Source organism: Altererythrobacter sp. TH136, from assembly GCF_007065885.1.
Lineage (GTDB): Bacteria > Pseudomonadota > Alphaproteobacteria > Sphingomonadales > Sphingomonadaceae > Tsuneonella.
Genome location: NZ_CP041409.1, coordinates 1,257,123 through 1,277,500, shown reverse-complemented (window position 1 = coordinate 1,277,500; position 20,378 = coordinate 1,257,123). Strand labels below are relative to the sequence as shown.

Below are 20,378 nucleotides of genomic sequence, written 5' to 3'. Positions count from 1 at the left end.
AGCTAGGGGTGCACGGACAACGTACGCGAGAACGCCGGCGGGCTCTCGGCCTGAGTGCAGCTCAGCTCGCCCGTGCTGCCGGTGTTAGTGAAGCGACGTTGTCACGTCATGAGCGCGGCATCGGCTTCAGCCCATCACTCCTCGATCAGGTCGGCGATCGACATTACGCTAACAACGAGAAGTTGGCGGTAGCTCTGGGCTTCGCCGACATCGAGGAGTTCGAACAGTATTGCGGAGGCAAAAGTCGAGCCTAGCAAATCCGAGCAGCTTATAACGCGATTGCCTTAGCAGGGGCCGACCGACCTAAAGGGCGTAGAGGGACCAGCCGGTCCTGATGCCGGTCGCGGCCCCCGTCTTTAACTGCGGTTCCGCTACGTTTGCTTCCGCCGACCGCGTTTTTGGCCGGGTTTACGCCCAAGACCGATTTTCACTGCGAGATCGCGGCGTGTCTCTGCATACTCCGGCGCTACCATGGGGTAGTCGGCGGCCAGACCCCAGCGGCTTCGGTATTCAGCAGGTGTCATGCCATGCTCGTCATCAGGTGGCGTTTGAGCCTTTCTTGCCGTCTTCCAGGCAAACGAGATGGTCTCGCTTGACCGAGGCGCGAACCGTCACGGCCGGTTCGGGTCTCGCCGGTTCAGCTTGCGGCGCCTCAGCACCCATGCCCACGAGCGCGCCGTACACCGCTGGCCCGGTCCGAGCTCGACGTGACTTGGCTCATCTTCAGCTTCGCCATTTTCATGTTCTTCAGCTGGAAAATCGGCGGCGGGTTGGTTCTTAAGGCGCACTGGGATCGCCTGATCCGTGCCCAACGCAAAGAGCATTCGGGTGGCGCCCTCTGAGCCTTATCAGCGAGGTACGCCTTGGCGGGACCTCGGGTTGAAAGTGGCCAGTCAGTTATCACTCATTGCGGTCGACAGTGTTTAGCTTGAATCAGGTCTACCAGCCGGTGTGTCGGTTCCGCCAGTTGATCGCAACGACCTTGGGGCGAATGGCTGGAAGAAGAGTGGTGAGCCAATCGACCTCGCTGGCAATTCGGTCTGTTTCCCCTTCAATCGCCCAAGCCCGTTGTGGAGCTGCCCATCGATATCCGGCGGCTTTCAATGTGTCTTTCAACGCATATGGCGCTCCGACGGCATATGCGCGCGCAGTCGGGCGGCGGGCGCGATCGAATAGGTGGCTTGCGATTGAGCGGGCGTCGGCACCGCGCATCATCAGCAAGCAGCACAGGGCCCATGCATCCGGCGCCGCTCGATGCGCTTGCCCCAAGAAATGTCCTGCCGCCGTAAGCAGGCTGCCGATCGATTTTCCGCCTTCCAAGCCATGTGTTGGCCACTCGATTTCAGTCAAGGAGCAGGCAACCGGCTTATTGAGGCGGGGAAACCGGGCGGCCAGAAATCCGCAGTCGAAAGCAGCGTTATGCGCGACGAGGACATCGACATCGGAGAACGCATTGAAGATCTTCTCTTCGCAGAAAAACTCGCCCGCCAAGTCAGCGTCTGTCAGTCCCGTCAGAGCTTCGATCTGCGCGCTGAGCGGCTCACCCGGATCCTCTAACCATGAGATCGGAGCGCTGACGTCTAGTACGTCACCGGTGAGGGGGTCCATGGTAAGCTTCACCAGCGCCAGCTCGATCATCTTGTCCCGTTGGCAATCAAGTCCAGTGGTTTCGCTGTCGATTACCCCAAGCACTATTGATGCGCCGGCGTTCTCGACCGGCATGCTGCGGCACCAGATTTGCTCGCGGTGCGGGAGCCGGCGAAGAACACGATAGTTCGGATCTGCTTCGAGTTGCTCTGCAAGGATTTCCGATGCCGTGCGAGCTGTAGAGTAGTAGGTCATTTTGTAGTGTCCTTACGCGCGAACGGCCGCGCCTGAGGACAGGCGCGGCCGTTCTTTGGTGGAGATGAGGTAAGTTCAGGCGGCGAGAGGCAGGCGCTGCAACCCTGTCGCCGCGAGCCAGGCATCCTCGAGTTGATCGATCTGCCTGGCGCTATAAAGCCAGGTTCTCTGGCGCTGCCCTTTCTTCATATCGCTGCGATATCGGCGCGCGGTCACGATCATATGAGCGTGAGGGTGGGTTGCCCAGCCACCGGCATCATCACGCTTTGAATGTATCGCCCAATCAACGAGCATGCCTTTGATGACCAGATGGTCGTCAATGAAGCGCTCTAAAAGCGGGCGCCACTGTTCGGGCGCTATACCCAGCAAGCCCACTATCACGTGGACCGCTGCGGCTTCGGCAGGGTCCCGCGCGGCAGCCGCATCGGCCTCTTCCCAGATCAAACGGCCAGCGCGGAATTGCGGCGGAAAATTTTGAATTGGGTGGCGCCGACCGGAGGCGACTAGATCGTCCGCCTTCGCCATGTAAGCGTTTGGCAGGGGGCCGAGCCAATCTTCGCCTTCCGTTCTAGTTATATAGAGAGCGCTCGCCACGGCTGTGCGGTGCGTTTTGCGAAGTAGTTCGCGTTTCGGGTCAGTTGGATCTGGTGGCATTATAGGAGATGCCGTGAAGGGCGGGATGGCCGATCGACGAAGCGTGTCTGCCAGCCTGCTTTCCTTCTGCTCATGAATGGTATCGAGTGTCATATTAGTTCCTTGCAATTGGCCGTTCTATGGCCGCCTGAGCGACACCTTCTGATGTCGCGCGAGCCCTGCAGGGCGAGCTGAAAAGTTTTCTTATTTTCCACTCACCTGCAGAACTCACCTGTTGCCCTATCTGTGGCTTCCTACCTGGGCGCGATCACGCGCCTTTTCCTTCGGATCGTTCACGCCAAGGTCTCAGGCGATTCTCTGAAGGCACTTGGTCTGTCTGGGAGTGAAAGCGGTGCCCGGAGGGTCGGCGAACCAAGGGCTCGCGAAGCGGCCCGCCAAAGGAAACGCAAAGCGATCCGATCCGAGCAGCTATCAAAGCTGCGACCGCGGGAATTTCTTTCCGCGATACCGAACGTAGTGAGCTCTGAATTTCGGAACGGAATTCCGTCAGCAAAAACGTACGCCTGCGTATGTCTTTGCGGTATTGCGCCTAACTTTAATCCCTCCGCTTATCGAAATGATGCGCCGCCCGAGTTTTGGCGTATTGGCGACGTCTCTTCTGCAACACGTATCGACGCCGAATGCTCGGCATCGTACCAAGGCCTAGCCTGCGTTGCTTGTGCACCCGCTCGGGAAAGCTGGCCGCGGCAAAAGAGCGAGTTTTCTCTCCCCTGACGAGGTTTCCAACCCCTTCGGGCAGTTTCCCACCCTTCATCCTATAACTCCAATTTAAGGAGATTATGATGAATGCTGAAATCGTAAATGGGGTGATCGAACGTCTAAAGGCAGCCTATGATCATGTGTTCGCTAAACGTGAGAAAATCTCTCGTGAGGCAGGCATGGAGGATGTTCGGGTCGCTCGAGAGAATGCTCTTAAGCATCCCCACCTTAGTACAACACCTTTGCCCGAAGCACTCGAGCGCGCCAATAACGTCTACAACAAACTCGAGCGGGAAGCAGCGCCACTTATCGAAAAAGCTACTATTGCACTTCTGGCGGTTGATCAGGCCGCGCGAGAGGTGGAAGCAGTCAAGACGGCGCTCAACACAAAGCAGCTTTCGGAACACTCTAAAGCGGCCTTGGGTCTTTATAAGGAGGCTGTGAGGGTAGTGGACAAGCTTGCCGGTTTTGCGGCCAAGAGATGGGTGCTTCGGCAGCAAGGCAACTTCGAGATCAGGATCTACGCTGATCTGATGAGATGGAAGGCGCGCAACCATGAGCTGGATGACCCGAACTCTCCATGGCTATGTTTGCTATCCTGCTATGCTGGCCGTGAGATGGATTTCGAGCTCGATCCCGGTGAACGGTACGGAACGTCGATGCCCCAGCAAGTCGCCGACGACATGCGCGCCAAGCGCAAGCGGACCGGTTTGCGAACCTTCGAGCTAGGCACGAGTTCGACCAGCCCAAACGAAACTCTCAGTATCTCGGATGAAAAACCTGAGGAGGCGGAACTCCTTGCAAGCGTACCAGCCAGCGTGTCCGAAAGCGTGTCGCCTCTGCCATCTGTCGATCCAAGCGCGGACAGTTCTGGCGATCCTGATGGCGTAAGCGATGATGCCACTGTTCTGGACCTGCCGGTCCCCACCGCGGCTGAATACCTCCCCGTGGCAACTGAAATTGTGAAACGGGATGGCACCGATGATGCTCTCAACACTGCGGTCGGGTTGCCGGGTCGGATTACTACCGACTACGAAGCTATCGTGCGAAATGGGGAGGCGGCGATCGCCAGCGGCTCGACAGTGCCTCATCTTGCGGAATACGTTCAGGCTGCCCGTGATCGGAGGGCCTTGATTTTTCTGGCAGAGCTCCGGAACCAACGCGCATTGCGTTTGGCGGAACGCCTGTTGAAAGATCCAGCTGCAAGGGCAAGTGCGCGAGCTGCAGGTTACGAGCTTCCGCCAGAATAAACGGGTGCAGGTTTTGTTCATGGCCGCTCAAATGTCTACGTTTGATCGACTGTTGGTGCGACCAATAGAGTAGGGCCTCTGAGAGCATTTTCGGAGGCCCGCTCTCAAGCTCTTCGGCAACCAGGCCCTAGCATGGACAACGCCAATATAGTCAGAGGGCAGATTACTAAGCCAAATTATAAAACTCAGCTAAGGTATTGACCTCGTACCTCTGAGTGGGTTGCGGCATAGTCTAGGTCACTGTCCAGATGCGGCCAGAACCGAGGTGAACAAACTGACGATCTGGATCGAGCACCAAGCGAAGGCCCCCAGACGGTAAAGGTTCGGCCCCTACGATCTTGCAAGGGCAATCGAATGGCAATTCAACGACTGAGCTAACGGTTTGCCCTGGCAGATGGCTCAAAACCATCTCTGGGATGTGGGCAGCAGGCAAATCTAGGTCGGAGGAAGCTGTATATTCGATCTCTCCTGGTACGATCAATTCCACTTTGATGCAGCCGCTGCGCCAATAAAAAGTCGCAAACATGAATTTGCTGCTGACTGGTATCGATACGACCTTCTCATAATCTGTTGACAGCGCTGAGAGCACCGATGCCGCGCCTCCTGGTGCCGCACTAATCACGCAGGCAGCCATCTCTTCGATCCAGCCGTCTGCGCCCTGGCTACGCAATTCTGATATGGTTTCCGACCTCCCGCCCAAGCAGCTAGGAACACGAGCGAACCCGCCACTTACGTCAAATTGATCCGGAACGAACTGCAGCACAGTGCCGGGCCGTAAGGCTTCATCAATCGCGTTATATTCGACGTAGAGATCGAAAACCTTACTCTCGCGCTGAAACCGCATGTCCATCGCAATCAGGTGGACACTCGCAGGGGGCAGAGCTTGGGCAGCAGCTTGTTCTGCTGCTACGCGGACAGCATTGACCCGCGCTGCAACCGCAAGTCGGTTCGACCAGAGTGCTCGCATATCCAAGACAACGTCGTGGGCGAAATTCGTAATCTGCCGACGGCTTGCTGCACAAAAACGGGCAGCATCGGGGTCGCCGGTTGCGCGCTCCAGCGAAACGCCGCCGGCCTCAACAAAGGGTGGAAACCGGAGAAGTGTCCTAGAGCCCGAGTCTGCGCAGTGAGCAGAAGGCAAACCAATCCGGCGACAAGCAAGCTTCCGGGTTAATCGTTCGATCTCGTGGCGGAGGAGCTCAAGATTAGGTCCGTGAGCATCACGGGGGACCAATTCCATCGGAAAAAGACCGGGGCGACCAGCATCCAAAACTAGAACCAGGCTATCGACTTCGATGCTCCCCGGATACGAGCCACTGACCTTGCTCCCAAGGGGGAGGTCGAATTCGCCGCCATACTCCAGGGCTAAAGCCATATTGCAGGCGAGCTCGATGAGTTCATCATCCGAGAGCGCGAGAAGTCTCTCCAGTCCGCTCGTTGCGTCATGCTCATGGCAATCCACTTCCAGCATCGAAGCAGTGGCGTCAGCTAATGGCGTGCCAACGCTGGTTAATTCGTCTCCGAGAACGCTACGCAACCGCCGAAGTAGCACCGTTTGGATGTGTTCAGATTGCTTGGAACTAAGCATTTTCCATTCCTTTTATTGGATACTTCGCTCCGATCGCCTCATGTTGCACTTCTAACGGCGGGGGCATCCTGCGACCCAGCGGGTCAGAACCATTGGACCTTGGGTGGGCACGCCTCATACTCGATCGCGAGTGGTTACGTGATGGTGCTGATTTAAAAGAGTTGTGCCGGGTGCCGGCCTTCACACGGTGAAAGCCGGCTCGGCTTGGTCAGGCAGCGTACCTCCATCCATCTTCCGCATGAGCCAGTTGTTCCTCGGTGACGGCTCGTGCGGTTCGAAGAAGGCGGGCGCGCGCACGGATCATACCGTTTCGAAGCGATTGAGCAGCGCGGCTTTTATGCGAGATCAGCGCCTTGCCGTCATGCGAGAAACACATTTTAAGGCCTTTCGGCATGACCCGGAGCGCGCCACCATCCTTGGGAGCCCACAAGACGCAGTCTGCCCATCGGTAGATGATGCCTGACCGCTCCGCGAACACGGCCAACCTGGTCGGGCCATGGTGCTCGCGTCCAAGCTCGAAGCTCAAATAGATGATGTCCGTTTGGGTGTCTTTCGCGCTTTCAGCCCAGTAGAGCGCATAGTCCTCGGTAAGCGGCGGCCCGGCGATAATTGCAAACGAACTGCTGTCTTCGGCGAACTCCGGTGCCAGCTCATCCCGAAGAAGATCGGCAAGAGCTATGGCAACGCGGTTCATTGCTTCATTATTTTGGGGCATCATCGTATAAATCTTCACTGCACCATCCTTCATTTTCCCCTCAAACACTTGAGGATACTTTAGAAGAACCAACAAAACATTTGCAGTGTTTGCTATCTCAATTGCACGATCAGGTAAACGACGTGAACATTCGACTTCAAGAAGTTGGCAGCATGAAAGGCTACCGCAAACCCCAGGTCTCTAATCCGTGTTCGCTCTAGCCAAGCGTCTGCGTTGACACATTGGATCGAAGGCGCGGCGACGTCGGCTTTGCGCCCAATTGTTGTCGTTCACGCGATACAGACGTACGGCCAATACCAGACCTTTGCGGCGCTTCTGTTCGTTGGGATCTAGCGATAGGCACGCTACGTGGTCGGGACAACCGATACGCCGCTACCGCGCTACCAGAGCAAGGTTCTCTGTCGCGCGTATGGTTTAAGCCTATCGACTTGTGTTAGCTCCGCCGCAAATTCCGACGCCGGTCACGTGGATGCACGCGTCGTCACGTGAATACCTAGTTCCTAGGCCTCTCCCATTCGGTTCTTAGCCCATGACTTCGAATGCGGGACCATATCCTGTATTTTCTGGAATCGTGAGGACGTTCTTGCCCTCGCGCTGGACGATCTCAGGAATGACCGTCACGATTTTACGAGCAATGGCCTTGGCAACACACTCTTCGGCGCTGTCTGCTTCCGCCAGCAGTTGCAGGTTTAGCCGGGTGGGGAAGATAATCGTTCGCTCGCCAGATTCCCCCAATTGAAGCGCCTTGCGCGGCGAAAGCCATTCCGCATCGACAGTCTCGTAGCCATCGCATGCCGCAATCTGGCGGTCGGGAGCTCGAACAACAAAGAAATGTGTGTCGAAGCGCTTGTGCATAAAGGTCGGCGTTATCCATCTGGCAAAATGAATTAGGGGGTCAAGGCGCAGGCGCACGCCGGCATCGCGGACGATGTCTAAAAACGCCCGCGTTCCCACCTCTACCGCTTTGCGGCTTTCGAGGTCGCACGCGTCCTCGAATTCGGTGCCGTCGTTATTCTCGGCCAGGAGAATCCCCGCTTCTTCGTAGGCTTCGCGGATCGCAGCGATCCGCAAGGTCCGCTGCGTGTGGTCAAAATTTTCCCAGCCGCAGCAATGATCTGCCCATCCAGGGGCTTCGTCACTAGCCGTCGGCTTCCCGCCAGGAAATACCAACGCTCCGGAGGCAAAATCGATTTGATGGTGCCGCTTGACCATCAAAACCTCGAACTCAGGGTCGTCGCGAAGAAGCAGCATGGTGGCCGCCGGAACCGGAGCGACGGGATTTCGTAACGTCATGCTACTCTCCTTGTGTAGATCTGCCCCGTCCGGGCACTCGCACCCAGAAACCCATAAACCGCCCGATGTTCATTTGCGGAGCAAATGTTCATTTGCGGAGCAAGACCACGGCGGCACTCGCCAGCGAGATACCCGCGAGCAACCAGGATTGACCGACAAGAAGCGCGGCGGAAACAATCAGTGCGGCGCCTATCGGCCCTTTGGTGGACGGGGTCTCTTGGCGAGCGGCCGCAAGCCGTTCGACGCTCGCCGGGTCGAGCTGTATTGGCAGGTATCCTGACCTCGCGATCGAGTTCGCATTGGCCAGCAATCCGGGCAAGGAAGCCGATAGACCCAGCAGCTGACCGCCGAATTTCTTCAAACCCGTCCGAGCGCTGCCGAGCGAGAACCGCTCTGTGAGAAGCTCCGCGATGATCGGCCGGGTTTCTTGGGCGATGTTATAGTCGGGTGCCAGCGATCGGACGAAACCCTCTGCAGTCAACAGGGTACGCAGAAGAATGGCGAGATCGGGTGGCAGGACCAACTTATAATCCCGCAATAGATCGAACACGCGCGAAAAAATCTGCGAGAACTCGATGCCCGAAAGCACGGTCCCCCTGAACTCTCCGATCAACTGATCCAGATCCACCCCAAGCGCGGCGCGATCTACCTTCGGTTCCTCCGCCCAGCCGAGCAGGACATCGGCGACAGCGTTCGGTTCCTCACCGGCGATCGCGAGCACGAGGCGGACGATCTCGTCGCGCCTGGCCTTGGTCAGCGTGCCGACCGATCCGAAATCGATGAAACCGACATCCTCTTCGCCAATCAGGAAGACATTACCGGGATGCGGGTCGCCGTGGAATTCACCGTTCAGGATGATCATGCGCAGGACTGCGTCCGCATACCTTTTGGCGAAAGCCGCAATCTGCGGGTCGCCCGAGGCGGTGCCCAGCGAAGAAGCCGTTCTGCCGTACAGGCGTTCCTGAACGTTGACCCGCAACCCCGTCAGTTCCCAGTGAATCGCCGGGGTTTTGCTGCCGATGGTATCGAGATAGGCGCCGACCCGCTCGCAGGCTCGGGATTCCGCAGCCAGATCCATCTCCCAGGCCAGGTTGCGGCCGAAGGTCCGTAGAAACTCGACTGGCCGGTAGCGCGCGATATCCGGAGATCGGGCTTCGGCGATCCCAGCAAGGCGTAAGAGGAGGCGTACATCTGCTTCCATCCGCGCGGCGGTACCTGGCCGCCGCACCTTTACGATGACTTCGCTGCCGTCCCGCAGTTCGGCGGAATAGGTTTGCGCTATGGAGGCCGAGGCCAGAGGCTGTTCATCGAATCGCGCGAAGTCGCTCCGCCAATCCTCACCCCAGCTTGAAGCAAGAACGGGCTCTATGAGTGCAAAAGGCACTGGCGACACCTGATCGTGCAGCGTTGAGAATGCCGCAATCCAGTGTTCGCCAAACAGATCGCTGCGCGTGGCGAGAAGCTGACCCAGCTTGATACCGACCGGTCCGATATCTCGCAGGAACGCAACGACAGCGGCCGGACGAAATTCGCGTGGGTCGAAGATACCCTCTGGATGAGGAACGATCCCGAGTGTGCCAGCGAGATTTTTGGCGCCATGCCTGACGAGGATCTGCCCAATCTCGGCGGCACGTGCGATGTTGCTGATCGGGTTTTCCCGAGAAGCGGTCATGTCTCCGTTTCCTTCTCAGACCCGCTATGATCTCGGTTTCTTGCTACCCATTGTGGTATCATCTCCGCAGGCTGGACGCTCGCAGCCCTGCGAAAGACGGAACGACCGCCCCGGAGCCACCACAGCAACTCCGCCTCCTTCAATTCTAATTCTCGATGCTCCCGCCCATTTCTTCAGCGGGGTACGCCAATACAAAAAAGGGGGGCAACCCAGGGAGTTGCCCCCCCCAAGTCAAGGAGAGGAAAGGATGATCCTTCCTCGAGGACAGATTTTAGCCACGCAAGATTTTTTGTAAAGTGGTTTACCATGTACCCTATGCACAAGGCAGCTCCGAGCTCGGCTCGCCGCTTCATAGGACGATCTCAAATCCCACGCGGCCAAGGACTCGCACTCGTGCGTTCGATCTAACGGCATCCGCTGATTCAACGCCCGCGGGCGGTCAGGGGCAGGCGCTCGACTTGAGCACACGTCAGCGGGAGTCCGGCACCGTCGCAGATCCTTCTAGGTTTGCCGAAATTTTAGCGAGAAGCTGTTTCAAAAGGTGTTTATCGCTTGGCGCTATGTCGCGCCAAAGCACAGTGTGGAGTTGATCCGCCGCCTCTCTCAGTTCGGGGATTAGGGCACCAAGCTTGCGCGTCAGGATGAGCTTCCATGCCCTTCGATCCGTTTCAGCTCGCCGCCTTTCCAGTAACCCTTGTGCGCAGAGTACAGCAACCGCCTGCCCGACAGTTGCCGATTCAAGCTCGAGCGCCTTGGCGATTTCCGACTGCGTCAGCGATGGGTCGCGAAGGAGTTGCCCGATGATCCTCCACTGGGTCTGATTAAACCCGGTCTTGGCGGCCCGCGCATCGTATGCCCTTCTCGCGCCTCGACTTACTTCGTTCAGCAGATATAGAATTTGGTCATCGTCGGTGATGACATTTCGGCGTGATCGCCTCAGCGGCTCGGCACTATCGTCCATGCCGTTTGCCTAGCTAAACCGACCCTGCAATCCTACCTTCAAATAACTAAACCGTTTTACTATCTGGCCCGGCCTCCCTAAGGGCGCAGAACAAGCCACCCAGCGAAATCGCCGAGAGATCCAGATGACAGACGACGACTCCATCGAACCGGAGCAGCAAACTGCACCGGCGGCGAGCCCACAATCGCGGCGCCGGTTGCGTCTTGTGCTTGTCGTCGTCGGCTTGGCCGTCCTGCTCGCCGGTGGTTGGTGGTATTACCGGCATGTGACCTACGGCCAGTACATGCAGTCGACGGACAACGCCTACGTCGCCGCCGACAGCGTAGTGGTCTCGTCGAAAGTTGGGGGCTACATCGAAGAGGTCTTCGTTGCGGAAAACGAGCAAGTGGCTAGGGGCGAAGCGCTCGCGCAATTGGACTTGCGGGATTACCGCGCTCAGGCGCAACAGGCGCGCGCACAAATTACGGCTACGTTGGCCGGCGCCGACACGATCCGCTCTCAGGTTACGGAGCAAGACGCGGCCATTCGCCAGGCGCGCGCCCAACTTCCCGCCGCCCGCGCGGCGCTCAAACTCGCCAATGAGCAGGTCGCCCGGTATCGGCCTCTTGCCGCTACCGGAGCCGAACCCCGCGAAAAGCTCGACCAGTATGAGGCGCAGGCGCGCCAGGCACGCGCGGATCTAGAGAAGGCACAGGCGGCGGTTGCGGCGGCCACCGCGCGCAAGTCTACTCTTTTCGAGCAAATCGGCCAAACCCGGGCGCAGGCAGACGCAGCGCGCGCGGAATTGGAGGCCGCCGATCTTACCGTTGAGTCGACCCGGCTCCGAGCCAGCAAGGCAGGGCGCGTCGGTGACCTCACGGTCAGGGTGGGACAATTTGTGCAGCCCGGTCAGAGGCTGATGACCATCGTTCCGGTCAATGCGATCTACGTCACAGCCAATTTTAAGGAGACGCAGGTCGGCCTGATCCGGGCCGGCCAGCCGGTTATGCTGGAAGTCGATGCACTTCCGGATGTAGAGATCAAGGGAAGGGTGGACAGCATTTCGCCGGGGACCGGCGCGGAGTTTTCAATTCTTCCGCCTGAGAATGCCACCGGCAACTTCACCAAAATCGTTCAACGCATAACCGTTCGCATCGCGATAGACGCCTCGCCGGAACTGCGCCGAGTCCTCGTTCCTGGAATGTCGGTTGTCGCGACTGTCGACACGCGTGCAGCCGCTGATGCGCTCAAAGGGATCTCGGGCACCAAAAGATGAGCGGGGCGCTGCCATCCAGTAATTCGTCGGACCAATCTTCCTCGCTCCGGCAGAACGCCGACGTTACAGCTTGGGTCGCTGTAGCTGCGGGTGCTCTCGGCGCCATGCTCGCGACGCTGGACATATCGATCGTCAATTCCGCACTCCCGGTCATTCAGGGCGAGATCGGGGCGAGCGGCACCGAGGGCACCTGGATTGCGACCTCCTTTCTCGTCGCCGAGATTGTCGTCATTCCGCTGAGCGCCTGGCTGGAGCGCCTCTTCGGTCTGCGAACTCTCCTCATCATTGCGGTCAGCGCATTCACCGCTTTTTCGGTGCTGTGCGGGGTCGCAACCGACCTTACCACCATGATCATCGGCCGAACGGGCCAGGGCTTCATGGGCGGAGTGCTCATTCCGACCGCTATGACCATAGTGGCCAAGAGACTACCCCCGCATCAACAGCCGATCGGAATGGCGCTATTCGGCATGACCGTGATCCTCGGGCCCGTGATGGGGCCTTTGATCGGCGGTTGGCTGACTGAGAATTTGAGCTGGCACTATGCCTTCTTCGTCAACGTTCCGGTCTGCGGTCTGCTGCTGCTCCTGCTGTTCGTTGGTCTTCCCCACGAAAAACCGAAGTGGGAATATCTTACAGACGCGGATTGGGCAGGCATTCTCGGACTCATCTTGGGGCTGGGCGGCCTGACGGTTGTCCTTGAAGAGGGCCATCGCGAGGAATGGTTTGAATCCTCGCTCATTCGCTGGCTCACCTTAATCACCCTCATCGGGTTCGCCTCGCTGATTTACGGACAGGTGAAGGCTCGCAAGCCGGTTTTGAAACTGCAGCTCCTGTTCAATCGACAGTTCGGCAGCGTAGCGATCATGGCGCTGGCCCTGGGTATGGTGATGTATGGTTCGACCTACGTCATCCCCCAGTTCCTGGCGATCATCTCTGACTACAACGCGCTTCAGACGGGGCTGGTCATCTTCTGGATGGGCGTCCCGGCATTCTTGTTAATGCCTGTGCTTCCCTTGATGATCCGGAAGATTGACATACGCATCGCCGTGGGCGCCGGCATGTTGTTTATGGCGGTCAGCTGCTTTGTCAGCACCAGCCTTACAGCCGAATCCGGTGGTGCCGTTTTCACCGAGAGCCAGCTCCTACGCGGTGTCGGCATGATATTGTCGATGATGTTCCTGAACCAGGCGACGGTGGCTTCGGTGGCCCATGAGGATGCAGGAGACGCTTCGGGGATATTCAATGCGGCACGCAATCTCGGTGGCTCTTTCGCGCTTTCAGCTCTGGCATCGTTCCAGGATCAGCGGATCTGGCATCATAGCCGGCGAATGGAAGAGACCCTGAATTCGAACAACGTTTCTCTGCAGGCCTATCTTGACGGGCTGTCGCGAAACTTCGGCGGCATGGAGGGGGCCATGGCCGTCCTGAGCCGCACCCTTCAGCGCGAGGCGTTCATAATGACCTACAATGATGTCTTCATGGTGATGGGGGTTCTCACGCTCGCGACCGTTCCGCTGGTCCTCTTCCTGAGGCCGCTTCCGAAAAATGCTTCTCTTTCGATGCACTGAGCCCAACATGATGCGCCGTTCAATACCATCGCTTCTCCTCATCGCCTTGCTGGCTGGCTGTACGGCTGGGCCGGACTACCGGGGCCCTCCTGAAATACTGTCGGCGGATAGCGTCCATCGTTTTGTACGCACCGGCGAAGAGCTGAATGCGTCGGACCCGGCTCTTGCCGAATGGTGGTTGCTGCTCGACGATGCTGAACTGACGCGGCTGGTCACGGCTGCACTGTCCGCCAATCCTTCGCTTCAGGCAGCGCAAGCGCGCATCGCGCAGGCCAGGGCATCGGTCCGACAGGATCGGGCGGGGAGAATGCCGACGCTCGGGACGCAGGCCACCACCATTCAGGGTCGTCTTCCCGGGCTCGACCTCCAGGGCGGCCCACCTCACTCGTCGGGGCAAACCGAACCGGAGGCGGAAAGCGACGACGCGCTCAGTTTCTACAATGTGGGTCTCAATGCCAATTGGGAGTTGGAGTTCGCGGGCGGCTCCCGGAGGCGTGTAGAGGCCAGCAATGCGCAGGCTGCTGCAACCGTGGCCAATGCGGAGGACGCGAGGGTCCAGCTGACCGCTGAAGTTGCCAGCAACTACGTCAACCTGCGGGAGGCTCAGTTCCGCGCCGAACAATACCAGACGCAGATAAAGTTGCAGGAAGAAATCCTGGCCCTGACCTATCAACGGTATCAGCAAGGCGCGTTGCCGCTGTTCCCGGTGGGCAACGCGAACGCCGAGCTCGAAGTTCTCAAGTCCCAGCTCGCCGAAGCGGACGCTGACAAAGCCGTCCTGCTCGATGCGCTTGCCATCCTGATTGGCCGGGTCCCGGGATCGACTGACGAAGACCTTTCGACGCCGCGGGATATCCCCTTGCCCCCGGATCAGGTTACTGTCGGCGATCCAGCAAGTCTCGTGGCGCGTCGGCCTGACATCAGGGCGGCTGAGCGCAGTCTCGCCGCCGCAACGGCGCGGATCGGGGTGGCCGAAGCGGCAAGGTTCCCGAAGTTGTCCTTCATGGGGATTCTGGGCCTAGGCGGATCTTCCCCCGAAGAGGTCTTTGATCTGGGCGAATTTTCAGCATTGGCGATACCCCGCCTGGAATGGAACTTCCTCGATTTTGGAAGGGTGGACGCGTCGGTCGATCGCGCCGGGGCGGTCCGAGACGAGGCAGTCGCCAACTACCGTCAAACCGTCCTCTCGGCTCTACAGGATGCCGAGCGAGCACTGGCACGCTTTGGCCAGCAACGGGTCGCACTGGCAGCCCGCGCGCAGATCAAGAGCCAGGCCGATAGCGCTGCCGACCTCAATCGCCAGCGCTTCGCGGCGGGAGTGATCTCAAGGGCTGACCTCAATCGTGCGCTACGCGACCAGCAGCAGGCTTCGGCAGACCTCGTCCGGGCAAAAGGTGCCCTTACTTTAGCTTGGATTGCTCTGCAGAAGTCACTGGGCCTAGGGTGGCAGGAGCCTGCTCGAGATCAGTAGGTTCGTTTGCGTTTAACAATCGATCCGGTTCACGAAAAATACGCGCCCCTGCCGCTGGCGATCAACTTTCCGTCGGGCCCCACAACCCGGGTCTCCGCCACCGAAATCTGCCGCCCTAACTTCACGACCTGCCCATGAGCAGTGAGAGGGCCTGAGGTTGCAGGACGGTGGTAATCGACGTGTAGATCGGCCGTCGCTTTCGCCGGGGCACCACCTGCAAGCAAAGTATAAAGCCCGGTGAGGTCGACCAGTGAAGCCAGGACCCCTCCATGCGCCGACCCAATCATGGGGTTCGACACGATCTCTTCGCGCCATGGCATGGTGATCTCGATTCCCTGATCGGAGCATGTTGCAATCTCCAGCCCAAGCCATCGGTGAAACGGCGCGAGGTGAAGCATCTCCTGCAAGCGGTCTCGATCAATCATGTTCCACTCGTCCCCTGCATCTGAGTCGTATCGGAGGGGTGATGGCGCCTTAGGAACTCCACGATAGCGGCGGAAAAGGCGTCGTTCGCATCGCCCACGACCATATGTGTGGCATCGGCGATGTCCGTGTATTCTGCATGGGGGGCGAGTTGTCGCAGATGCGCTACGGCTTCGAGAGAGACCAGATCGCTGGATGCTCCACGAATGAGGTGAAGCGGTAGGGTCAGTTGAGCGGCGGCCTGTCCCAAAGCGTCGAATTGCTGCCGTTGCCGATGGGGACTCTCGCCTCCAGACACGGTTATGTTGCGGATGAAGGCAGGATCCCAGTGCCAGTAGTATCGGCCGTCCGCTTTTTGTCGCAGGTAGCTTTTCAAGCCGCTGCCCGCGCTGCGGTTGGGACGGTGGGGCAGGTAGCGTGAAATGACATCCGCCGCTTCTTCGGGAGAGCCGAAGCCTGAATCGACATGTTCTTCCATGAAGCCGACGACGCGGGCCACGCCATCCGGCTCCATGCGCGGCGCGATATCGACCAGCGTTAGCGACGCGAAGGTGCCCGGCGCTAGGTCACCTTCCGCCATCAGCCCGGCAAGGCCGCCGAGCGAGGCGCCTACGAGAGCCGGCTTGACCTCCATCGAAGCCGCCGCAGCAACCAGGTCAGCCGCGAAGTCGCGAATGTCATATGCGCCGGCTTTCGACCACTCGCTGGCGCCATGTCCGCGCATGTCGAATGCGATGGCACGAAAGCCAGCCTGCGCCAGTTCGCCCATGACTCGCTTCCACGCGCGCCGGGTCTGGCCACCGCCGTGTGCGAGCAGGACGGGCATTCCGCCAACATCGCCGTGAGCTTCCGCGGCAAGGGTGATCCCGCCGGCACCTTCGATCGAGAACGCCTCAGTGCTCATCTAACCAAGAGTATCTGAAACCAGAGGTGATCGCCACCAGATCAGCGACGACAGCTCCGATGCAACGTTCGCCACGAGGCCGAAGTTAACGGGGTTTATCCCGCTATCCTCGGCTTCATCGTGGCCGCGGGCCAATGACCCCTTTAGAATCTGAACCCCGCCGCGATGCCATAGCGCCTCGGCTCGAGGGTAAAGATATTCGTATAGTTGCCGGACGACTGATCAGTGACGTACAGGCCGGTCACCGCGGTGCTGTCGAAGATGTTCTGGATGTAACCTCGGACGTACCAGCGGCTGTCCGGACCATCGAGTTGGATCTGCGCGTTGGCCTGCACGAAGCTGTCGATGCTGTTGACGTTGCCATTGAATACGTTGCCGGTGGTCTCTCCCGTGTAGGCGACGTCCACGCGCGGGGTGAGTTTGGCCTCGCCGATGGGGAACGCATACTGGGCCCCCATCGATACCTTGTAGTTGGGCGCGCCCGGCAGCTTGTTACCCTTGATATTGACGGGGATACCCGCCGAGTAATCGTAAGTAACGCCGTCGATGACGGTGCTGGTCTCGATGCCCCCGAATTGGGCACCTATGTTCGGCGCTAGCCCCTGGAGCGCCTCGCAGATGCTAAACGCGCCGGTCGAGGCAATCCCGCTATTGGGCCCGAAGGAAGTCGGCGCCCGCAGCCCCGCACCTGCAGAAACGCCGGGAATGACGCCCGCGTTGATCAAGTTGTTCACCTGAGCGACGTACGCATTGACCCCGGCTACGTTGCCCGAGGACGAGGCGACGGCGCAGTTCGCGGCGTTGGTGATGTCCTTGATAATCACTGCATCCGCACGCCCGCCCCCGAAATCCCGCGGGTTCGACAGGTACTTGTCCGAAGCGACCTCTGTATGGAGGTAGCTGGCGGTCATGTTGACCGTCAGCTCAGGCACAGGACGGATTACCGCTTCTGCCTCCAGTCCCCAGATGTTCGCGTCGACGTTGTCGTTGACTGAGGTGCGGGCAACGATGCGGCTGAGCTGCAGTTGCTTGTACTGGTAGTAGAACCCAGTCAGATTCAGCTGAAGTCCGCCGAAGGTATTCTTCGAGCCGATCTCGAACGCGTTGACGTGCTCAGGAGCGAACGCTTCTGGCACCGCGAAGATCGGTGACAGAGGCGGATTGATGCCGCCCGACTTATAGCCACGCGAATAAGATGCATAGAGCAGGTTCGACGGAGTGATCTGGTAATCGATCACGGCGCGACCTGTGACCGCTTCGAAGCTCGCGCTGCGAACTGCATATTCCTGCGGCCCGGGCAGGCCGGCATCATAATCGAGGTTTGCGTATCCAAGCGCATTGGTGAGATCGGTGGCACCGGTCGGCACCAGCACCGAAGCGCCCGCCGCGTCGACTAACAGCGGCGTGCGAGCCCTGACCGATTTCTCGTCGTGGTTATAGCGCAAGCCCAGTGTGAGCTTGAGCTTGTCGTTGAATTCAAAATAAGTCTCTCCGAATATACCGTAAGTCGTGACCTTCAGGTCGTCCGACGTGTTTCGGTAAAACGGCGAGCCCAAGAAATACGAAGTTCCAGGCCCGGGTGGAATTCCCGCACCCGCCGCGCCAAGCGCCCCGAGAATGCCGGCCGCATAGTCGAGCCCGAATGCATTGACGTAATAACTGCTCTCGTCGAGGTGAAGCTTTCCGTAGATCCCTCCAAGTAGGAAGTTGAACATCCCGTCCCAGTCGGAACTGACGATGGCTTCCCCGGTCCAGCTGGTCTGGAACGCGTTCGATCGGTCGAACGCGAGTGGGTTCATCGAGCAGATCGAGTTATTCGCCGCGCCGAACACGCCGACCAGCTTGGGGTCCGACTGCGAGGTGCAGAGCTTGCCGTTTGGACCGTCCGGAATGAGGCGGTCCGCGATCGGCTTGAGATAGGCTTGCAGGACAGGACCGAACGCGCCCGAAGCTGCGGCAGCGAGGTTGTTGAGCCCAATCTGCAGCGGCGCGCGGCTTTGCGCAGCGTTGTTGTAGTCCTGCTGCGCGTCCACCTTGACCTTCTGCCAGTTGCCCCCCAGCTTGACGTTCAGACCGCCGCCAAGCTCCTGATTGACTTGCCCTTGGACGATCCACTCCTCGGCAAAGTAGTTGGGCTCGAAAGCGGTGTTGATCACCCGGGGATCTTCGGGATTCGCAGCGGCGGCGAACACGTCGGTCCCGTAAAGGCTGCCCGTCGAGAAATTAGGTGTCAGCGCCGTCTGACCTGCTGGCACACCGCGGATGCGGAAGAATTCCTGCGACGCGAAAATCGCTCCCAGCGTCGAGTTGCCGTTCGTGAAGCTATTGTCGAGACGGGAGTTGAGGCAACCCAGCACGCCAGTCGGATCACGCTGGCACAGCTGCTTCTGAATGCGCATGCGCTTGTCGTTCTCGCGGAAGTACTGCGCCACCAGATCGACCGTCGTGCTGCTTGAAGGCTCCCACCGCAGCGAGCCACGAATGCCGTACATGTCGCGGTCGTCGTAGCGGTCTCCGTTGAATTGATTGAAAGTGTAACCGTCACGGTTCAGATAGAACCCCGCGATGCGAACCCCGAGGGTTTCGCCAACGGGAAGGTTCACCATCCCCTTGACCTTGATGCTGTTGTAATTGCCGTACTCGGCCTCGCCGGCTGCGCCAAAGCCGCTGAGGTCGGGCCGCGCGGTTCGGATGTTGACCACCCCAGAGGTGGCGTTGCGTCCAAACAGTGTGCCCTGCGGTCCGCGCAGGACCTCGATCTGGGCAAGATCATAGAACTCGCCTTCGAACAGGCGGGTGCCGAATAGGGGGGCGTCGTTCAGGTGGATTGCCGTCGCGCTGTCGCATGACACGCCGACGCACAGGTCGCCGATCCCGCGGATGGTAAAGCTCGAGCTGGTGAAGTTCGTCTTCGTGAACGTGACGTTCGGCAGCGTGAGCTGGAGGTCCGATGTCGTTTTGATCTGCTGTGCTTCAAGCGCTTCGGCCGTGAATGCGCTAACCGCGATCGGCACGTTCTGCAGAGCCTCGGCCCGGCGTTGCGCCGTGACAACGATGACGCTGCCCTCCTCGGCCCCCACGGGGTCGGTAGGCGTGTCGTCCTGGGCATATGCGGGAACTGAAGCAACCGACGCACAAATGCCAGCAAGCAGGGCGGCCTTGATCCTCATTCGCATCTCTCCACTCGAGGCGCCATCTGTTGCGGCACCTTCGAACGCGAAGCTAAAGCAGTTTACCGTCATCTGGCAATAGGACGGTGGGCAATATGTCGCATTTGGTAGGGAGAGTCCGACTTTTGCTCTGCCGCGCGTTCAGTGTATGAAACTTTCTTACAGCGCGAAATTCTGGCAACTCGGAATCCCGCTTCGCTTCGAGGTGTGGCTTGAACATTCGGTGCTGGCGATCGGCGCTAGCAGCAAACTGCCAGTTCCCTTCGGTTTAGGTCACCCCGGAGGTTGACTACTCCACTGCACTTGGGATCAGGCGGATCCGATCTTCTTTTCGACGGCCTCAGTTCCGGAAGATAGTCGGCCAGCATCTATCCGGCATGTGGACGATTTTAGTGTTGATTTCGGAAGTACGTTTCTGCCGTGGCGGTGTCGTGAAGGACGAAGTGGCGACTGAACAATAGCGTCCACCCGAGCCCCCGGATGGAACTGGCAACCTTACAGCCTTAGCTCCAGGCGGCGTTCTCGGTGCGGCGCGCGCGGTTCCTTCGGTCATTAACAGCGGTAAGCAAGGGTACTCGGGCACAGCGTTCGTGGTTCATCGATCCCATACCGACTGCTCCCATTTCGCCCGTGATCCCCACCATCTCCTATGGCATCTCGTCCCTGGTCTTTCCTAATAAAAGACCGCCGCTGATGTGCTAAGGTTTTCGCGCGTATTGATGAGCTGCATCGGGCCATCGCAGCGCTGGCTGAAGGTCCGCTATTAATCGTTTGCTGCCAGTCTGCTTTTCGTCAGCGAACGGTGAAAGCGGACGGTCTACTTTCAGGCACACCTGCGCCGGTCGTCAACGTCCGCAAATGGGTGGAAAGCGGACAACTTCAACGTGATCGCCTCCCTTCCAAAAGCGAAAGC

General features: G+C 59.1%; 16 protein-coding genes and 1 pseudogene (1 of these 17 only partly in view). 6 read left to right on the top strand and 11 right to left on the bottom strand.

The features are described 5' to 3' along the window. Positions 1-254: the 3' portion of a helix-turn-helix transcriptional regulator gene (locus C0V74_RS12865; protein WP_168194164.1), read on the top strand. Its footprint begins 280 nt before the window's first position; 254 of the gene's 534 nt are visible here — the last part of the coding sequence; its start codon lies beyond the left edge, outside the window; the stop codon is at positions 252-254. Between the two features lie 117 nt (positions 255-371). Here C0V74_RS12865 and C0V74_RS06215 read toward each other — a convergent pair. After that, positions 372-663: pseudogene (locus C0V74_RS06215) on the bottom strand (MucR family transcriptional regulator). 44 nt (positions 664-707) lie between these two features. On the opposite strand from C0V74_RS06215, the gene C0V74_RS13265 reads away from it, so the two are divergent. Beyond that, positions 708-842 (top strand): hypothetical protein, encoded by a 135-nt coding sequence (locus tag C0V74_RS13265; RefSeq protein WP_282595939.1) that lies wholly within the window; start codon positions 708-710, stop codon positions 840-842. A 97-nt stretch (positions 843-939) separates the two neighbouring features. Here C0V74_RS13265 and C0V74_RS06210 read toward each other — a convergent pair whose 3' ends face one another. Both C0V74_RS06210 and C0V74_RS06205 read right to left on the bottom strand, forming a co-directional pair. Beyond that, a complete protein-coding gene (locus C0V74_RS06210; protein ID WP_143251065.1) occupies positions 940-1,842 on the bottom strand; it encodes a 3'-5' exonuclease in 903 nt (300 codons plus the stop codon). A gap of 75 nt (positions 1,843-1,917) precedes the next feature. After that, the gene (locus C0V74_RS06205) at positions 1,918-2,589 is read right to left on the bottom strand and encodes a MobA/MobL family protein (protein WP_143251064.1); all 672 of its coding nucleotides are present in this window, start codon (positions 2,587-2,589) and stop codon (positions 1,918-1,920) included. Positions 2,590-3,278: 689 nt separating this feature from the next. Here C0V74_RS06205 and C0V74_RS06200 point away from each other — a divergent pair. Next, positions 3,279-4,445, top strand: a complete 1,167-nt coding sequence (locus C0V74_RS06200; RefSeq protein ID WP_143251063.1) for a hypothetical protein — start codon at positions 3,279-3,281, stop codon at positions 4,443-4,445. Between the two features lie 232 nt (positions 4,446-4,677). On the opposite strand, the gene C0V74_RS06195 is transcribed toward C0V74_RS06200, so the two are convergent. From C0V74_RS06195 to C0V74_RS06175, 5 genes are all read right to left on the bottom strand, one after another. Further along, entirely contained in the window at positions 4,678-6,033 is a 1,356-nt protein-coding gene (locus C0V74_RS06195) for a hypothetical protein (RefSeq protein ID WP_143251062.1), read from the bottom strand. A 208-nt stretch (positions 6,034-6,241) separates the two neighbouring features. Next, complete coding sequence (locus C0V74_RS06190; RefSeq protein ID WP_143251061.1) at positions 6,242-6,766, bottom strand: hypothetical protein; 525 nt, start codon at positions 6,764-6,766, stop codon at positions 6,242-6,244. Between the two features lie 504 nt (positions 6,767-7,270). Beyond that, a complete protein-coding gene (locus C0V74_RS06185) occupies positions 7,271-8,041 on the bottom strand; it encodes an NUDIX domain-containing protein (RefSeq protein WP_131624318.1) in 771 nt (256 codons plus the stop codon). 88 nt (positions 8,042-8,129) lie between these two features. Next, positions 8,130-9,713, bottom strand: a complete 1,584-nt coding sequence (locus C0V74_RS06180) for an AarF/UbiB family protein (protein ID WP_131624320.1) — start codon at positions 9,711-9,713, stop codon at positions 8,130-8,132. Positions 9,714-10,182: 469 nt separating this feature from the next. Beyond that, positions 10,183-10,674: a MarR family transcriptional regulator gene (locus C0V74_RS06175; RefSeq protein WP_143251060.1), complete on the bottom strand. Its 492-nt coding sequence runs from the start codon at positions 10,672-10,674 to the stop codon at positions 10,183-10,185. 124 nt (positions 10,675-10,798) lie between these two features. Here C0V74_RS06175 and C0V74_RS06170 point away from each other — a divergent pair, with 124 nt between their 5' ends. Genes C0V74_RS06170 through C0V74_RS06160 form a run of 3 tightly spaced genes read left to right on the top strand, consistent with a single transcriptional unit; the run spans position 10,799 to position 14,968 of the window. Further along, positions 10,799-11,929: an HlyD family secretion protein gene (locus tag C0V74_RS06170; protein ID WP_131624324.1), complete on the top strand. Its 1,131-nt coding sequence runs from the start codon at positions 10,799-10,801 to the stop codon at positions 11,927-11,929. Then, on the top strand, positions 11,926-13,497 hold the full coding sequence (locus tag C0V74_RS06165; RefSeq protein WP_143251059.1) for an MDR family MFS transporter: 1,572 nt from the start codon (positions 11,926-11,928) through the stop codon (positions 13,495-13,497). The genes C0V74_RS06170 and C0V74_RS06165 overlap by 4 nt, the downstream gene beginning before the upstream one ends. Before the next feature lie 7 nt (positions 13,498-13,504). Next, positions 13,505-14,968 carry an efflux transporter outer membrane subunit gene (locus tag C0V74_RS06160; protein ID WP_207912498.1) on the top strand — a complete coding sequence of 488 codons (1,464 nt, stop codon included), beginning with the start codon at positions 13,505-13,507 and terminating at the stop codon, positions 14,966-14,968. 29 nt (positions 14,969-14,997) lie between these two features. Here C0V74_RS06160 and C0V74_RS06155 read toward each other — a convergent pair whose 3' ends face one another. The 3 genes from C0V74_RS06155 to C0V74_RS06145 all read right to left on the bottom strand — a co-directional run bounded on the left by C0V74_RS06155 (position 14,998) and on the right by C0V74_RS06145 (position 19,465). Beyond that, positions 14,998-15,393 carry a hotdog fold thioesterase gene (locus tag C0V74_RS06155; RefSeq protein ID WP_131624328.1) on the bottom strand — a complete coding sequence of 132 codons (396 nt, stop codon included), beginning with the start codon at positions 15,391-15,393 and terminating at the stop codon, positions 14,998-15,000. Continuing rightward, complete coding sequence (locus C0V74_RS06150; protein ID WP_131624330.1) at positions 15,390-16,295, bottom strand: alpha/beta hydrolase; 906 nt, start codon at positions 16,293-16,295, stop codon at positions 15,390-15,392. Before C0V74_RS06150 ends, C0V74_RS06155 begins: the two co-directional genes overlap by 4 nt. 143 nt (positions 16,296-16,438) lie before the next feature. Next, positions 16,439-19,465 carry a TonB-dependent receptor gene (locus C0V74_RS06145; RefSeq protein ID WP_143251058.1) on the bottom strand — a complete coding sequence of 1,009 codons (3,027 nt, stop codon included), beginning with the start codon at positions 19,463-19,465 and terminating at the stop codon, positions 16,439-16,441. Between the last annotated feature and the right edge of the window lie 913 nt (positions 19,466-20,378).

Excerpts from the sequence above, each read along its gene's own strand:
- C0V74_RS06165 (WP_143251059.1), top strand. The coding sequence starts at position 11,926 with ATGAGCGGGGCGCTGCCATCCAGTAATTCGTCGGACCAATCTTCCTCG.
- C0V74_RS06175 (WP_143251060.1), bottom strand. The coding sequence starts at position 10,674 with ATGGACGATAGTGCCGAGCCGCTGAGGCGATCACGCCGAAATGTCATC.
- C0V74_RS06185 (WP_131624318.1), bottom strand. The coding sequence starts at position 8,041 with ATGACGTTACGAAATCCCGTCGCTCCGGTTCCGGCGGCCACCATGCTG.
- C0V74_RS06160 (WP_207912498.1), top strand. The coding sequence starts at position 13,505 with ATGATGCGCCGTTCAATACCATCGCTTCTCCTCATCGCCTTGCTGGCT.
- C0V74_RS06155 (WP_131624328.1), bottom strand. The coding sequence starts at position 15,393 with ATGATTGATCGAGACCGCTTGCAGGAGATGCTTCACCTCGCGCCGTTT.
- C0V74_RS06200 (WP_143251063.1), top strand. The coding sequence starts at position 3,279 with ATGAATGCTGAAATCGTAAATGGGGTGATCGAACGTCTAAAGGCAGCC.
- C0V74_RS06195 (WP_143251062.1), bottom strand. The coding sequence starts at position 6,033 with ATGCTTAGTTCCAAGCAATCTGAACACATCCAAACGGTGCTACTTCGG.
- C0V74_RS06170 (WP_131624324.1), top strand. The coding sequence starts at position 10,799 with ATGACAGACGACGACTCCATCGAACCGGAGCAGCAAACTGCACCGGCG.
- C0V74_RS06205 (WP_143251064.1), bottom strand. The coding sequence starts at position 2,589 with ATGACACTCGATACCATTCATGAGCAGAAGGAAAGCAGGCTGGCAGAC.
- C0V74_RS06145 (WP_143251058.1), bottom strand. The coding sequence starts at position 19,465 with ATGAGGATCAAGGCCGCCCTGCTTGCTGGCATTTGTGCGTCGGTTGCT.
- C0V74_RS06150 (WP_131624330.1), bottom strand. The coding sequence starts at position 16,295 with ATGAGCACTGAGGCGTTCTCGATCGAAGGTGCCGGCGGGATCACCCTT.
- C0V74_RS06180 (WP_131624320.1), bottom strand. The coding sequence starts at position 9,713 with ATGACCGCTTCTCGGGAAAACCCGATCAGCAACATCGCACGTGCCGCC.
- C0V74_RS06210 (WP_143251065.1), bottom strand. The coding sequence starts at position 1,842 with ATGACCTACTACTCTACAGCTCGCACGGCATCGGAAATCCTTGCAGAG.